Source organism: Sinomonas mesophila (assembly GCF_001999765.1).
Lineage (GTDB): Bacteria > Actinomycetota > Actinomycetes > Actinomycetales > Micrococcaceae > Sinomonas > Sinomonas mesophila.
On sequence record NZ_KV908322.1, the window covers coordinates 348,332 to 362,275 of the forward strand.

Annotated in this window: 14 protein-coding genes; all 14 read left to right on the forward strand. The window is 72.6% G+C overall.

Annotated features, from left to right (window positions below; all coding sequences use genetic code 11):
* Positions 1-55: 55 nt before the first annotated feature.
* Entirely contained in the window at positions 56-1,474 is a 1,419-nt protein-coding gene (locus BV907_RS01420; RefSeq protein ID WP_077487854.1) for a replication-associated recombination protein A, read from the forward strand.
* Between the two features lie 184 nt (positions 1,475-1,658).
* Positions 1,659-2,282 carry a 30S ribosomal protein S4 gene (rpsD, locus tag BV907_RS01425; RefSeq protein ID WP_245827714.1) on the forward strand — a complete coding sequence of 208 codons (624 nt, stop codon included), beginning with the start codon at positions 1,659-1,661 and terminating at the stop codon, positions 2,280-2,282.
* A gap of 151 nt (positions 2,283-2,433) precedes the next feature.
* Complete coding sequence (locus tag BV907_RS01430) at positions 2,434-2,808, forward strand: DUF948 domain-containing protein (protein WP_077487856.1); 375 nt, start codon at positions 2,434-2,436, stop codon at positions 2,806-2,808.
* Between the two features lie 32 nt (positions 2,809-2,840).
* Positions 2,841-3,053: a hypothetical protein gene (locus BV907_RS01435; protein WP_077487857.1), complete on the forward strand. Its 213-nt coding sequence runs from the start codon at positions 2,841-2,843 to the stop codon at positions 3,051-3,053.
* 101 nt (positions 3,054-3,154) lie between these two features.
* A complete protein-coding gene (gene alaS, locus BV907_RS01440) occupies positions 3,155-5,833 on the forward strand; it encodes an alanine--tRNA ligase (RefSeq protein WP_077487858.1) in 2,679 nt (892 codons plus the stop codon).
* Positions 5,834-5,845: 12 nt separating this feature from the next.
* Positions 5,846-6,397, forward strand: coding sequence for a Holliday junction resolvase RuvX (gene ruvX / locus BV907_RS01445; protein ID WP_245827715.1), 552 nt, complete (start codon positions 5,846-5,848; stop codon positions 6,395-6,397).
* A gap of 5 nt (positions 6,398-6,402) precedes the next feature.
* Positions 6,403-8,550, forward strand: a complete 2,148-nt coding sequence (gene mltG / locus BV907_RS18145; protein ID WP_245827716.1) for an endolytic transglycosylase MltG — start codon at positions 6,403-6,405, stop codon at positions 8,548-8,550.
* Positions 8,547-9,440, forward strand: coding sequence for a shikimate dehydrogenase (locus tag BV907_RS01455; RefSeq protein WP_139346539.1), 894 nt, complete (start codon positions 8,547-8,549; stop codon positions 9,438-9,440). The genes mltG and BV907_RS01455 overlap by 4 nt, the downstream gene beginning before the upstream one ends.
* 26 nt (positions 9,441-9,466) lie before the next feature.
* Positions 9,467-10,666: a chorismate synthase gene (gene aroC, locus BV907_RS01460; RefSeq protein ID WP_077487861.1), complete on the forward strand. Its 1,200-nt coding sequence runs from the start codon at positions 9,467-9,469 to the stop codon at positions 10,664-10,666.
* Complete coding sequence (locus tag BV907_RS01465; protein WP_077487862.1) at positions 10,663-11,214, forward strand: shikimate kinase; 552 nt, start codon at positions 10,663-10,665, stop codon at positions 11,212-11,214. The genes aroC and BV907_RS01465 overlap by 4 nt, the downstream gene beginning before the upstream one ends.
* Positions 11,211-12,323, forward strand: coding sequence for a 3-dehydroquinate synthase (gene aroB / locus BV907_RS01470; protein ID WP_077487863.1), 1,113 nt, complete (start codon positions 11,211-11,213; stop codon positions 12,321-12,323). The genes BV907_RS01465 and aroB overlap by 4 nt, the downstream gene beginning before the upstream one ends.
* Positions 12,320-12,829 carry a tetratricopeptide repeat protein gene (locus tag BV907_RS01475; protein WP_077487864.1) on the forward strand — a complete coding sequence of 170 codons (510 nt, stop codon included), beginning with the start codon at positions 12,320-12,322 and terminating at the stop codon, positions 12,827-12,829. Before aroB ends, BV907_RS01475 begins: the two co-directional genes overlap by 4 nt.
* 85 nt (positions 12,830-12,914) lie before the next feature.
* The gene (efp, locus tag BV907_RS01480; RefSeq protein WP_077487865.1) at positions 12,915-13,478 is read left to right on the forward strand and encodes an elongation factor P; all 564 of its coding nucleotides are present in this window, start codon (positions 12,915-12,917) and stop codon (positions 13,476-13,478) included.
* Positions 13,478-13,888, forward strand: coding sequence for a transcription antitermination factor NusB (nusB, locus tag BV907_RS01485; RefSeq protein WP_077487866.1), 411 nt, complete (start codon positions 13,478-13,480; stop codon positions 13,886-13,888). Before efp ends, nusB begins: the two co-directional genes overlap by 1 nt.
* The last annotated feature ends 56 nt before the right edge of the window (positions 13,889-13,944 follow it).

Genomic DNA, 13,944 nt, shown 5'->3' on the forward strand with positions numbered 1-13,944 from the left:
CCGCCCTGCGGCGGCGGGACGAAGAGTGTCGGCGGCGCGCGGTAGCGTAGAGGCGATGGAAGATCTGTTCGGATTCGGGGACGACGACGACGCAGCGGAGGAGTCGCCGTCGTCCGCCCGCGCGGCGCAGCGGGGCCCGCTCGCCGTGCGCATGCGCCCCCGCAGCCTCGACGAGGTCGTGGGGCAGCAGCACCTGCTCGGCACAGGGTCGCCGCTGCGCCAGCTCGCGGCGGGCGCGCCCGGCGCCTCGTCGGTGACGGGACCCAGCTCCGTGATCCTGTGGGGCCCGCCCGGGACGGGCAAGACGACGCTCGCGCACGTGATCGCCCGCGGACCGGGGCGGAAGTTCGTCGAGCTCTCTGCGGTCACCGCCGGCGTCAAGGACGTGCGCCGGGTCATGGACGAGGCCCTCACCGCCCGGGACCTGCACCGCACCACGACAGTGCTGTTCCTCGACGAGATCCACCGCTTCACGAAGGCCCAGCAGGACGCGCTCCTGCCGGGGGTCGAGAACCGATGGGTCGTGCTCGTCGCCGCGACCACCGAGAACCCCTCGTTCTCCGTCGTCTCGCCGCTGCTCTCGCGCTCGCTCCTGCTCACGCTCAAGCCCCTCACCGACGGGGACATCCGCGGACTCATCGAGCGCGCGGTGACCGACCCGCGGGGGCTGGGCGGCGCCGTCGTGCTCGCGGACGACGCCGCGGATCACCTCGTGCGCCTCGCCGGCGGGGACGCGCGGCGCGCCCTCACGGCGCTCGAGGCGGCCGCCGCCGTCGCCCTCGGGGAGCCGGGAGAACGGGCCGATGCGACGGTCGATGAGGCCCAGGCGCGCGGGCCGGTCACGGTCGAGCTGCGGCACAGCGAGAAGGCCGTGGACTCCCACGCCGTGCGCTACGACCGCGCCGGGGACATGCACTACGACGTCATCAGCGCGTTCATCAAGTCGATCAGGGGCTCCGACGTCGACGCATCGCTGCACTACCTCGCGCGCATGGTCGAGGCCGGGGAGGATCCGCGTTTCATCGCGCGGCGGCTCATCATCTCCGCCTCGGAGGACATCGGCATGGCCGATCCCACGGCCCTCCAGACGGCCGTCGCAGCGGCGCAGGCCGTCCAGCTCATCGGCATGCCGGAGGGCCGGATCGTCCTGGCCGAGGCCGTCGTCCACCTGGCCACGGCGCCCAAGTCCAACGCCGCCTACATGGGCATCAACGCCGCGATCGCGGACGTCCGCGCGGGGCTCGGCACGGGGATCCCCGCCCACCTGCGTGATGCCCATTACGCGGGTGCCCAGCGGCTCGGGCACGGGAAGGGCTACACGTACTCCCATGACGCGCCGCACTCCGTCGCGACCCAGCAGTACCCGCCGGACGACCTCGTGGGCAAGGACTACTACGTGCCGACGGGCAACGGCGCCGAGCGCGAGATCGGGTCCCGGCTCGAGCGGCTGCGGGGGATCGTCCGCGGGACATGATCCGGCGGGGGCCGCGCCCTTTACGTGCTAGGCTTGATGACCGTCTGGCACGTCCGGCGCGCCCCCTCCTGAAGAGATTCGGCAGGGCCAGTGCGCCCGACGGTAGCAGAAGGCAGCCGCGGGCCAACGCTCTCCACCTCGGGAGGCCAGTGATCCGATGCCGCGGCAGTATGAAAGGACACACGTGTCGAGCACTCGTGCCCGCCGTCAGACGCGCCTCTCGCGCTCTCTCGGCCTCGCCCTCACCCCCAAGGCCGCCAAGTACATGGAGCGCCGCCCGTACGGCCCCGGTGAGCACGGCCGCGCCCGCAAGAAGCAGGACTCGGACTACGCAGTCCGCCTCCGCGAGAAGCAGCGCCTCCGCGCCCAGTACGGCATCCGCGAGGCGCAGATGACCCGCGCCTTCGAGGAGGCCAAGCGCACCAAGGGCCTCACCGGTGAGAACCTCATCGAGCTCCTCGAGATGCGCCTCGACGCCCTCGTGCTCCGTGCCGGCTTCGCCCGCACGATCTCCCAGGCCCGCCAGCTCGTCGTGCACCGCCACATCACCGTGGACGGCAAGCGCGTCGACCGCCCGTCGTTCCGCGTCGCCGAGGGCCAGCTCATCGGCGTGCACGAGCGCTCCGAGACCATGGCTCCGTTCCAGGTCGCCGCTGCCGGCGCCCACCGCGACGTCCTCCCGGCCGTCCCGGGCTACCTGGACGTCAAGCTCGAGTCGCTCCAGGCCCGCCTCGTGCGCCGCCCGAAGCGCTCCGAGGTCCCCGTGACCTGCGAAGAGCAGCTCGTCGTCGAGTACTACGCCCGCTGATCCGCCTCCCGCCTGGGCTCAGGCGGGGGCACCAGCACGAGGAGCCCGTGGCACGAGCCGCGGGCTCCTCGCGTGTGTAAGGTAGCCAAGAGGCCCGCCGCACCGACGGCGCAGGCCATGGCAAGAAGGCTCGGACGAACGGGAGGAATCTGTGTCCGGAGGCGATATCGCAGGGCTCATCGCGGCGGGGGTCTTCGCCGTGCTCGTGGCCCTGCTCGCGGTGCCCATCCTCAAGCTCGGGAGGGTCCTGGACGAGCTGCGGGGGTCCATCCGCAGCCTGGCCGACGGCGCGACCCCGCTCATGGACGAGGTCACCGCGACGGTCACGACGACGCACGGCCAGCTCAAGAAGGTCGACGGCATCGCCGCGAACGTCTCGGACGCGACGGCCAACGTCTCCGCGCTTTCCTCCCTCGTGGCCGCGACCGTCGGCTCGCCGCTCGTGAAGGTCGCAGCGTTCTCCTACGGCGTCCGGTCCGCCCTGTCCCAGCCCAGGCCGCGCCGGTCCGGCCGGCGGAGCCGCTGACACCCGCGCAGCCGAAGAACGGGAAGGAACCCATGAAGCGCATTGTCTGGCTCGGCGTCGGGGTGGCCATCGGGGCCATCGCGTGCCAGAAGGTCATCGAGGCCCGCTCCCTGGCCTCGCCCGGCGGCCTGAACCGCGCCGTCGGCGAGCTCGCCGACAGCATCGCCCATTTCGCAGACCAGGTCCGCGCGGGCATGGCGGAGCGGGAGACCGAGCTGCGCAGCGGACTCGGGCTCGACTCCTAGGCACGGCACTTAGAATTGACTCTCGTGGCGGGGCCGTGGGCCCGGGCGCCACACGCTGCGCGCACGGGCGCGTCAGAACCCGGAAGGTTGAAGCACACAGCATGAAGTCGCACGAGATCACCCGACGCTGGATCGACTACTTCGTCAGCAAGGGGCACACGGCGGTGCCCTCGGCGTCGCTCGTGTCCAGCGATCCCTCCCTCCTGTTCACGGTCGCGGGCATGGTCCCGTTCATCCCGTACCTGACCGCCCGCGAAGAGCCGCCGTTCCCGCGCGCGACGAGCGTGCAAAAGTGCATCCGCACGGGGGACATCGAGGAGGTCGGGAAGACCGCCCGCCACGGCACGTTCTTCCAGATGTGCGGCAACTTCTCCTTCGGCGACTACTTCAAGCAGGACGCCATCAGGTTCGCATTCGAGCTCCTGACCAGGAGCGTCGACGACGGCGGCTACGGCCTTCCCGCCGAGAAGCTCTGGGTCACCGTCTACGAAGAGGACGACGAGGCCGAGCGCCTCTGGCTCGAGAACACCTCGATCCCGGCCGAGCGCATCCAGCGCATGGGCAAGAGCGACAACTACTGGTCGACCGGCCAGCCCGGACCGGCCGGCCCCTGCTCCGAGATCTACTACGACCGCGGCCCGGCCTACGGCCCTGAGGGCGGCCCCGCCGTCGACGACAACCGGTACATCGAGATCTGGAACCTCGTGTTCATGCAGTACCAGATCGACAACGTGCGCTCGAAGACCGACTTCACGATCCTGGGCGAGCTGCCCAAGAAGAACATCGACACGGGCCTCGGCATGGAGCGCCTCGCGATGATCCTCCAGGGCGTCGAGAACATGTACGAGACCGACCAGGTGCGCCCTGTCATCGACAGGGCAGCGGAGCTCTCGGGCAAGGAGTACACCTCCGCGGAGTCGGACGACGACCCGCACCACGTGGACGACGTCCGGATGCGCGTCGTGGCCGACCACGTCCGCAGCGCCCTCATGCTCATCGCCGACGGCGTCACGCCCTCCAACGAGGGCCGCGGCTACGTCCTGCGCCGCCTCATCCGCCGCGCCGTGCGCGCTATGCGGCTCCTCGGCGTCGAGAAGCCCGTCCTGCCCGAGCTGCTCCCGGCCTCGCGGGACGCGATGAAGGGCGTGTACCCGCAGGTCGAGAAGGACTTCGACCGGATCAGCCGCATCGCGTACGGCGAGGAGAAGGCCTTCCTGCGCACGATCGCGGCCGGCACGGCGCGCCTCGACGAGGCCGTGGCGGCCTCCAAGTCCGCGGGCTCCAAGCTCAGCGGCGAGGAGGCCTTCACGCTCCACGACACGTACGGCTTCCCGATCGACCTGACCCTCGAGATGGCCGAGGAGGCCGGGGTCGCCGTCGACGAGGCCGGGTTCCGGGCCCTCATGGAGGACCAGCGCCAGCGCGCCCGCGCCGACGCGAAGGAGAAGAAGAGCGGGCACGCCGACCTCAGCGTGTTCCAGGAGCTCCTCGCAGACGGCCAGACCGTCTTCACGGGCTACACCGGGCTCGAGGGCGAGTCGCGCATTCGCGGCCTCGTCGCGGGCGGCTCGCGCGTGGCCCGCGTCGGGACGGGCAGCGAGGTCGAGATCGTGCTCGAGGAGACGCCGTTCTACGCCGAGGCCGGTGGTCAGGCCGCCGACACGGGCATCATCACGGGCGACGGCTTCGTCGTCGAGGTCCTCGACGTCCAGCGCCCGGTCAAGGGCCTGAGCGTGCACAAGGCGGTGGTCCGCGAGGGCGAGCTGCACTCCGACGCCCTCGTGCGCACCGCCGTCGACCGCGAGCGCCGGCACGCCGCCGAGCAGGCCCACACCGCGACGCACCTCGTGCACGCCGCCCTGCGCCAGATCCTCGGCCCCGAGGCCGTCCAGCGCGGCTCGTTCAACAAGGCCGGCTACCTCCGGTTCGACTTCGCATGGGGCGAGCAGCTCTCGGGTGCGTCCAAGAGCGAGATCGAGGAGGTCGCGAACCTCGCGATCCGCGACAACTTCACGGTCAACACCGCGGAGATGCCGTTCGCGGAGGCCAAGGCGGCCGGCGCGATGGCCCTCTTCGGCGAGAACTACGGCTCCCGCGTGCGCGTCGTCGAGATCAACGGCCCGTGGTCCATGGAGCTGTGCGGCGGCACGCACGTCGATACGACGGCGCTCATCGGCTCCCTCACGCTGCTCGGCGAGCAGTCGGTCGGGTCCGGCAACCGCCGCGTCGAGGCGTTCGTGGGCCTCGATGCCTTCCGCCACCAGGCCGCCGAGCGCGCCCTTGTGTCGGAGCTGACGGAGATCTTCAAGGTCCCCGCCGGCCAGCTCACCGAGCGCATCTCCGCGACTCTGGACAAGCTCAGGGCCGCGGAGAAGGAACTCGAGCGCCTGCGCAAGGAGAAGCTCACGGCTTCCGCGGCCGCGCTCGTGGGGTCCGCGAAGGACGTCGCCGGGGTGCGCCTCATCACGCACGACGCCGGGGAGCTCGGCTCCGCGGACGAGCTCCGCGCCCTCGCGCTCGACCTGCGCGCCCGGCTCGGCGCCCAGCCTGCCACCGTGGCCGTGGCCGGCGTCGCGAAGGGCCGTCCCGCCGTTCTCGTCGCAACGAACGAGGAGGCCCGCGCGGCCGGCGTGAAGGCCGGTGCCCTCGTGCGCACCGCCGCGGGGATCCTCGGCGGCGGAGGCGGCGGCAAGGACGATGTTGCGCAGGGCGGCGGGACCGACCCGGCGAAGATCGTCGACGCGCTGGCCGCCGTGGCCGACGCCGTCGCGCAGCGCTAGGGTCGCGTGCCTGTGGCTGCCGATGACAGCAGTGTGCCCGTGTTCCGGCGCGGCGTGCGCCTCGCGGCCGACGTGGGGACGGTGCGCGTCGGCGTCGCGGTGTGCGACGCCGACGGCATCCTGCCGACCCCGCTCGCGACGCTCAAGCGGGACCGGAAGGGGAACACGGATATCGCGGTGATCGTGCGCGAGGCCCTCGAGCGCGGCGCGATCGAAGCCTACGTCGGCCTGCCGCGCCTGCTCTCGGGCCGCGAGGGCGAATCCGCCCAGCTCGCCCGTGACTTCGCCGCCACGCTGGCCCAGCGGCTCGCTGACGCCGGCAGCGAATGCGAGGTGCGTCTCGTCGACGAGCGCCTCACCACCGTCGAGGCGCACCGCAGCCTTCACGCGGCTGGCCTCGGCTCTCGCGAACACCGTAGAGTGGTGGACCAAGTGGCCGCGGTCGGCATCCTCCAGCACGCACTGGACCTGATCCGCGGTCGGGGTGCGGCAGGCACGGCGGTGGCCGCGCCCGGCACGCGGAGTGGGGAAATCCGTGGCGACGACTCAGACATGAGAGGCTAGCGAGGATGGACCCGAAGGAGAACACGACACCTGCCGTGCCCGAACGGCCCCTGACGCGCCGAGAACTGCGTGAGCGCGAGCGAGCCCAGCAGGAGGCGCAGCAGCGCATGCTGGCCCCGCAGCGGCGGGCCCACACGCCGCCGCCGTCCGCCTTCCCCCGCGCCGCGGCGGCCAGCGCGCCGCCCGCGAACCCCTCGGCGAGCACGCGTCCCACCCCGACGGGACCGACGATGGCCGTTCCGCCCGCGGCCGCGGCCGAGGCGGTCACGCCCCCTCAGCCGGTCACGGCGGTGCCGAGCGCGCCGCCCGCCGACGGGGTGCAGGGCACCCCAGCCCGGCATGACGGGCTCCGCCCCCGCCGCGCGGCGTCCGCCGAGAGCACCCCCGGCGCCGGCGTCCCCGCGCCGGTGCCCGCCGGGTCCCCGACGTCGGCCTCGATGGGCTGGGGCTCGTACCCGTCGTCGGCGGGCTCCTCCGCCGCGGCCCCGGCTCCCCGGTCCGCCCGGCCCCAGGCCCAGCCCCAGACCCAGTCCGCCGAGCCGGCCCAGCCGGGCCCGACCGCCGCGGACGCACCGTCCGACGGCGCGGCCGCGCTCCCCGCACCCGTCCCCGCGGCGTCGCCTGCAACGGCCTTCATGCCCGCTGTCGTCCGCCGCAGCGCGCCCGCCGTCCCGGCCCCGGAGGCCCCGGAGCCCGCGGGCGAGGCCCCAGCGGGCGAGGCCCCCGCGACCAGGCCAGTCAGCCGCGTCCCCGCGGCCGTGCCGGCCACCGACGCCGGCGGCCGGCACATCTTCCCCTTCGCGGCCCAGCGGTTCGCCGCGCAGGCACCCGCCGAGCCGGAGACGGCGGGCGGCTCGCACCGCGCCCACGGCGCGCACGCCGCCCACGCATCGGCTGCCGTCGCCGATCCGGACACGGCCGCGGACGCCGACTACGTCCACGAGGAGCCGCTGCACACCGGACCGCTGCACACGCAGGCCTTCGCTGCGGAGCAGGCCCATCACGACGGGAGGCATGCGGCCGACGACCACTACGGCCACGGGCATGCCGACGCGATGCACGAGGTCTTCGGCGAGCCCGTCGCCCCGGCCCCGCGGCGCCGCAACCGGCGGCTGCGCGTCATCATCGGGCTGGGCCTCGCGATCGCCCTCTTCGTCGGCGCCGCCCTCGTCGGCATCCAGTTCCTCGCCCCGATCCTCGGGCTCGACCGCGTGAGCGACTATCCCGGGCCCGGAACGGACGAGGTCGTCGTGACCGTCCAGGCGGGCTCCGGCCCGGCGGCCGTGGCCAACAGCCTCGAGAAGCAGGGCATCGTCGCCGACGCCAAGACGTTCCTCAAGGAGTTCGCCGCCACGGGGGCGAGCCTGCACCCCGGCGACTTCACCCTCAAGAAGGAGATGCGGGCTAAGGACGCCGCGCAGATCCTTGCCGGGAGCGCGGGCGAGAAGGTCCTCTACTTCGCGCTCAACGCGGGCCTGCGGGTGGGCGAGTCGCTCGACGCGATCGCCGCGTCGGGCTCGGTCGACCGGAAGGAGCTCGACGCGCTCAACGCCCAGCCGGCGCAGTTCGGGCTCCCCGCCCAGGCCAAGAACCTCGAGGGCTACCTCGCCCCTGGCGAGTACCGCTTCCCGATCGGCACGAGCCCGAAGGACATCCTCGCGAAGCTCGTGGGCACGACCCTCGACACGCTCACTTCCGCGGGCGTCACGGACCCCGCGAAGCAGTACGAGGTGCTCACCATCGCGAGCATCGTCCAGGCCGAGGGCGGCCGCGCGGACTACGGCAACGTCGCGGGCGCGGTGTACAACCGCCTCAAGCCCAATCCCGAGACGAGTGGCCTCATCCAGTCGGATGCCACCGTCACCTACGGCCTCGGCCGCAAGAGCTACAACATCACCGAGGAAGAGAAGGCGGACGCCTCGAACCCGTACAACACGTACGCTCGCACGGGCCTCCCGGCCGGGCCGATCGGGTCGCCGGGCGCGACGGCGATCAAGGCCGCCGCGAGTCCCACGGCGAACGACTACCTGTACTGGGTGACGGTGAACCTCGACTCGGGCGAGACCAAGTTCTCCAGGACGTACGCCGAGCACCTCGGCTACGCGCGGGAGTACGAGCGCTGGTGCCAGGCGAATGCGGGGAAGTGCCAGTGACAGAAGAGCCTGGGGCCGCGCGCGCGGCCGTCCTGGGCCACCCGATCGGACACTCGAAGTCGCCGGCGCTGCACCGCGCCGCCTATGCCCTGCTGGGCGTCGAGATGGACTACACGCGCTTCGACGTGACCGAGGAGGGCCTCGCGGACTTCGCGCGGCGGGTCCGCACCGAGCCCGGCTGGCGCGGGCTGTCCGTCACGATGCCGCTCAAGTCCGCGTTCGTGCCCCTCGTCGACCGGCTCGAGGGGCTCGCCGCCGAGCTGGGCGTGCTCAACACCGTCGTCGTCGAGGACTCCGCCGCGGGGCCCGTGCTCGTGGGGCACAACACCGACGTCGCCGGGATCGTCGAGGCGTTCCGCCACGCGGGGGTGTCCTCCGCCGGCGCCCCGGTCATCGTGGGGGCGGGCAACACCGCCCTCGCCGCCGTGGCGGCCATGAAGCAGATGCACGCACGCCGCGTGACCTTCCTCGTCCGGGATCCCGCCCGCGCGGGCGAGGCCGTCGGGCTCGCCGAGCGGCTCGGGCTCGACGTCCGGGTCGAGGACATCGAGGCCGCGGCCGGACGGCTCGCGTCCGCCGACGTCGCCGTCAGCACTCTGCCGCCCCGTGCGGCGGACGGGCTCGCGGCGCACCTCGCTGACGTGCCGGAGCTCCCGGCGACGGACGACGGCGCCCCCCGGGTCCTGCTCGACGTCGCCTACGACCCGTGGCCCAGCGATCTCGGGCGGGTCTGGGAGGCCCGGGGCGGAACCGTGCTGCACGGGCTCGAGATGCTCGTGTACCAGGCCGTCGAGCAGGTCGTGCTCTTCACGGGCCGCGAGGAGGCCCGCTCACCGCGCGTCACAGATGTGATGTGCGACTCAGTCGGTGTCCCGCGCCGCACGGCGTAGCGGGCCCCCGTGGCAGGATGGAAGATATGTTGCGTTGGTTGACCGCCGGTGAGTCGCATGGCCCGGCACTCGTAGGAATCGTCGAGGGACTCCCCGCGGGCGTGGAGCTCACGAGCGAGGACATCCGGCGGTCTCTCGCGCGCCGTCGTCTCGGCTACGGCCGCGGCGCGCGCATGAAGTTCGAGCAGGACGAGGTCACCATCATCGGCGGCGTCCGGCATGGCCTTACCCAGGGCGGCCCCGTGGCCATCCAGGTGGCCAACACCGAGTGGCCCAAGTGGGAGCAGATCATGGCCGCCGACCCGGTCGACGCGGCCGAGCTCGAGGGCCAGGCCCGCAATGCGCCGCTGACTCGCCCGCGCCCGGGCCACGCGGACTTCACGGGCATGCAGAAGTACGGCTTCGACGAGGCCCGCCCGGTCCTCGAGCGCGCCTCTGCGCGCGAGACCGCGACCCGGGTCGCGCTCGGCACTGCTGCCGCGGCCCTCCTGCGTTCGCTCGGCATCGAGCTCGTGAGCCACACGACCCAGATCGCCGGCGTGGCGGTCCCCGAGGAGGCGCCGCTCCCGCTGCCCTCCGACGTCGAGGCCCTCGACGCGGACCCCCTGCGCTGCTTCCACGCCGAGACCTCGACCGCGATGGTCGCCGAGGTTGACGCCGCCCACAAGGAGGGCGAGACCCTCGGCGGCGTCGTCGAGGTCCTCGCCTACGGCCTCCCGCCCGGGCTCGGCAGCTACGTGCACTGGGACCGGCGGCTCGACGCGCGGCTCGCCGCGGCGCTCATGGGCATCCAGGCGATCAAGGGCGTCGAGGTGGGCGACGGCTTCCGCACCGCCGCGCGCCGCGGCTCGGCCGCGCACGACGAGATCGTCCGCGACGCTTCGGGCAAGATCATCCGTTCGACCAACCGCGCCGGCGGCATCGAGGGCGGCATGAGCATCGGCGACGTGCTGCGCGTGCGCGCGGCCATGAAGCCCATCGCGACCGTCCCGCGCGCCCTGCGCACGATCGACGTCGCGACCGGGGAGCCGGCCAAGGCCCACCACCAGCGCTCCGACGTGTGCGCCGTGCCCGCTGCCGGCGTCGTGGCCGAGGCCATGGTCGCGCTCGTCCTGGCCCAGGCCGTGCTCGAGAAATTCGGCGGCGACTCGGTGGCCGAGACGCGCCGCAACGTCGAGTCATACCTCGAGGCCATCCCGGCGAGCCTCGACTCGGTGGCCGGATGACCCGGACCCGGCGCCGGCTGGACCGGCCCGTCGTGCTGTTCGGGCCCATGGCCGCCGGCAAGACCTCCGTGGGCGTGGCCCTCGCCGAGCTCACCGGTGCAGAGTTCGTGGACACCGACGCGCTCGTCGTGGCCGAGCACGGGCCGATCCCGGAGATCTTCGCCGTGCACGGCGAGGAGGGCTTCCGCGAGGCGGAGGCCGCCGTGATCGCCCGGATCCTCGGCGGCGAGCACCCGGCGGGCCTCGTCCTCGCGCTCGGCGGCGGCGCCGTCCTGCGCGAGGAGACGCGATCCCGCCTCGGCGGTGCGCATCGGGTGTACCTGAGGGCCTCGTGGGAGGACGTCGCCCCGCGCCTGGTCGGCAGCGACGACCGGCCGCTCCTGCACGGGGACGCCGAGGGCAGCTGGAAGGCGCTCATGGAGCGCCGCCGCCCCGTGTTCGAATCGCTCGCGACCCTGAGCGTGGACACCGGGCGTGGGACGGCGCAGGACGTCGCGGCCGAGATCGCCGCCAGCCTGTGCGACATCGACGAGGGAGTGCAGGCATGAGCAGCGACGCTGCGGTCATCAAGGTCACGGGGAGCAGCCCCGCCGAGAACTACGACGTCGTCGTCGGGCACGGGCTCCTCGACCGGCTCGCGCCCATCCTCGGCGAGCGCGTGCGCCGCGTCCTCGTCATCCACCCGCGCGCCCTGCGCGCGACCGGCGACGCCGTGCGCGAGTCCCTCGCGGCGGACGGCTTCACGGCGCTCACCGCCGAGATCCCGGACGCCGAGGAGGGCAAGCACATCCAGGTGGCCTCCTTCTGCTGGCAGGTCCTCGGGCAGAACGACTTCACGCGCTCGGACGCGATCGTCTCCGTCGGCGGGGGAGCGGTGACCGACCTCGCGGGCTTCGTCGCCGCGACATGGCTGCGCGGGGTCCGCGTCGTCCACCTCCCGACGAGCCTCCTCGGCATGGTCGACGCCGCCGTCGGCGGCAAGACGGGCATCAACACCGCCGAGGGCAAGAACCTCGTCGGCGCGTTCCACCCGCCCGCCGCCGTCCTGGCCGACCTTGACGCCCTCGCGACCCTGCCGCGCAACGAGCTTGTCTCGGGAATGGCGGAGGTCGTCAAGTGCGGCTTCATCGCCGACCCGCGGATCCTCGAGCTCATCGAGGCCGACCCGGAGGCCGTCGCGGATCCCGCGTCCGAGACCGTGCGGGAGCTCATCGAGCGGGCCATCGCGGTCAAGGCGCGCGTCGTGTCCTCGGACCTCAAGGAGTCCGGGCTGCGCGAGATCCTCAACTACGGGCACACCCTCGGCCACGCGATCGAGCTCGCCGAGCGCTACTCGTGGCGCCACGGTGCCGCCGTGAGCGTCGGGATGATGTTCGCCGCCGAGCTCGCCCGCAGCGTGGGGCGGCTCAGCGACGAGGTCGCCGACCGGCACCGGACGATCCTCGCCTCGCTCGGCCTGCCCACCTCGTACCGCGGGGACCGCTGGCAGGCGCTGCTCGACGGGATGCGCCGGGACAAGAAGTCCCGGGGGGACCTCCTGCGCTTCGTCGTGCTCGACGACGTGGCCAAGCCCGGGATCCTCGAGGTCCCGGATACGTCCCTGCTCTTCGCGGCCTACCAGGAAATCTCCGAGGGGTCAGAGGGAACGGCAGCATGATCCTCGAACGGCGCGAATGGCCCGACGCCGGATTCCCCGGTCTCGCCGTCAACCCCGAGACCCTCAGCGCGGAGATCGTCGACGAGGAGCGCTGCGAGGCGGCGCTCTCCACGAGCGACGAGCCCGCCGACCGCGCGATCGTCGAGCTCGCGCGCGGGCACGTCAACAGCGCGGCGGAGATCATCGTCGAGGCCCGCTACCAGGATCCCGAGTCGTTCCAGCTCAAGGTCCTCGAGCTCGACGTCATGCGCGCCGGGAACCGCAACGACCGCGCCGTCGAGCGGGCCCAGCAGCTCCTCGCGGAGACCAAGGGGACCCCGCGCGAGGCGGTCGTCTACCAGTACCTCGGCAAGATCCAGTTCTCGCGCGGGCAGTATGCCGCCGCCGAGTCCGCGTTCTCCAAGGCCCTCGACCTGCGCGTCGCCCAGGCCGCCGACGCGAGCCTCATCTACTCCACGACCGTGGCCCTGGGCCGCGCGCGCGAGCTCCTGGGCGCCCAGGGCTGAGACCGGCGGGCGCCCTTTCGCCTGGTGATTCGCTTGTAGAATGGTCTGCGGACTTCTCCCAGACCGCAGACCAGAGAGGCTTTTCGTGGCAACCACCAACGACATCAAGAACGGCACCGTGCTGAACCTGGACGGCCAGCTGTGGAACGTCATCGAGTTCCAGCACGTCAAGCCGGGCAAGGGCGGTGCCTTCGTGCGCACGAAGCTGCGCAACGTCCTCTCGGGCAAGGTCGTCGACAAGACGTTCAACGCCGGCACGAAGGTCGACACCGCGACCGTGGACCGCCGCGACTACCAGTACCTGTACAAGGACGGCGAGGACTTCGTGTTCATGGACACGGACACCTACGACCAGCTGCACGTCTCAGGCGAGACCGTGGGCGACGCCGCGAACTTCATGCTGGAGAACCAGACGGTCCTCATCGCGCTGCACGACGGCGCCCCGCTCTACATCGAGCTCCCGCCGAGCGTCGTGCTCGAGATCACCTACACCGAGCCGGGCCTCCAGGGCGACCGCTCCTCCGCCGGCACCAAGCCCGCCACCGTCGAGACCGGCTACGAGATCCAGGTCCCGCTCTTCCTCGAGACCGGCACCAAGGTCAAGGTCGACACCCGCGACGGCAGCTACCTGGGACGTGTCAACGACTAGTGAGTGCCCGTGGCAAGGCCCGCTCGCGGGCCGTCGAGATCCTCTTCGAAGCGGAGCAGCGCTCCGCCACGGTGTCTGAGGTCATCCAGCGCCGCCGGGACAACACCGAGCAGCTGATCAACCCGTACACCGTCCAGCTCGTGGACGGCGTCATCGCCAAGCAGGGCCAGATCGACGAGATCCTGAGCACCTACGCCCAGGGCTGGACGCTCGAGCGCATGCCCGCCGTCGACCGCGTGATCCTGCGCGTCGGCGCATGGGAGCTCCTGTTCAACGACGACGTCCCGGACGGGGTCGCCGTGAGCGAGGCCGTGGCCCTGGCCCGGACGCTCTCGACGGACGACTCGCCGGCCTTCGTCAACGGCCTGCTCGGCCGGATCCAGCAGCTCAAGCCGACGCTCCTCGCCTGAGCCGGCGCCGAGGCGGCCCCAAGACGCCAGCGAAGGGCCCCGCACCCGCGGGGCCC

Excerpts from the sequence above, each read along its gene's own strand:
- BV907_RS01420 (WP_077487854.1), top strand. The coding sequence starts at position 56 with ATGGAAGATCTGTTCGGATTCGGGGACGACGACGACGCAGCGGAGGAG.
- BV907_RS01435 (WP_077487857.1), top strand. The coding sequence starts at position 2,841 with ATGAAGCGCATTGTCTGGCTCGGCGTCGGGGTGGCCATCGGGGCCATC.
- alaS (WP_077487858.1), top strand. The coding sequence starts at position 3,155 with ATGAAGTCGCACGAGATCACCCGACGCTGGATCGACTACTTCGTCAGC.
- mltG (WP_245827716.1), top strand. The coding sequence starts at position 6,403 with ATGGACCCGAAGGAGAACACGACACCTGCCGTGCCCGAACGGCCCCTG.
- aroC (WP_077487861.1), top strand. The coding sequence starts at position 9,467 with ATGTTGCGTTGGTTGACCGCCGGTGAGTCGCATGGCCCGGCACTCGTA.
- BV907_RS01465 (WP_077487862.1), top strand. The coding sequence starts at position 10,663 with ATGACCCGGACCCGGCGCCGGCTGGACCGGCCCGTCGTGCTGTTCGGG.
- aroB (WP_077487863.1), top strand. The coding sequence starts at position 11,211 with ATGAGCAGCGACGCTGCGGTCATCAAGGTCACGGGGAGCAGCCCCGCC.
- BV907_RS01475 (WP_077487864.1), top strand. The coding sequence starts at position 12,320 with ATGATCCTCGAACGGCGCGAATGGCCCGACGCCGGATTCCCCGGTCTC.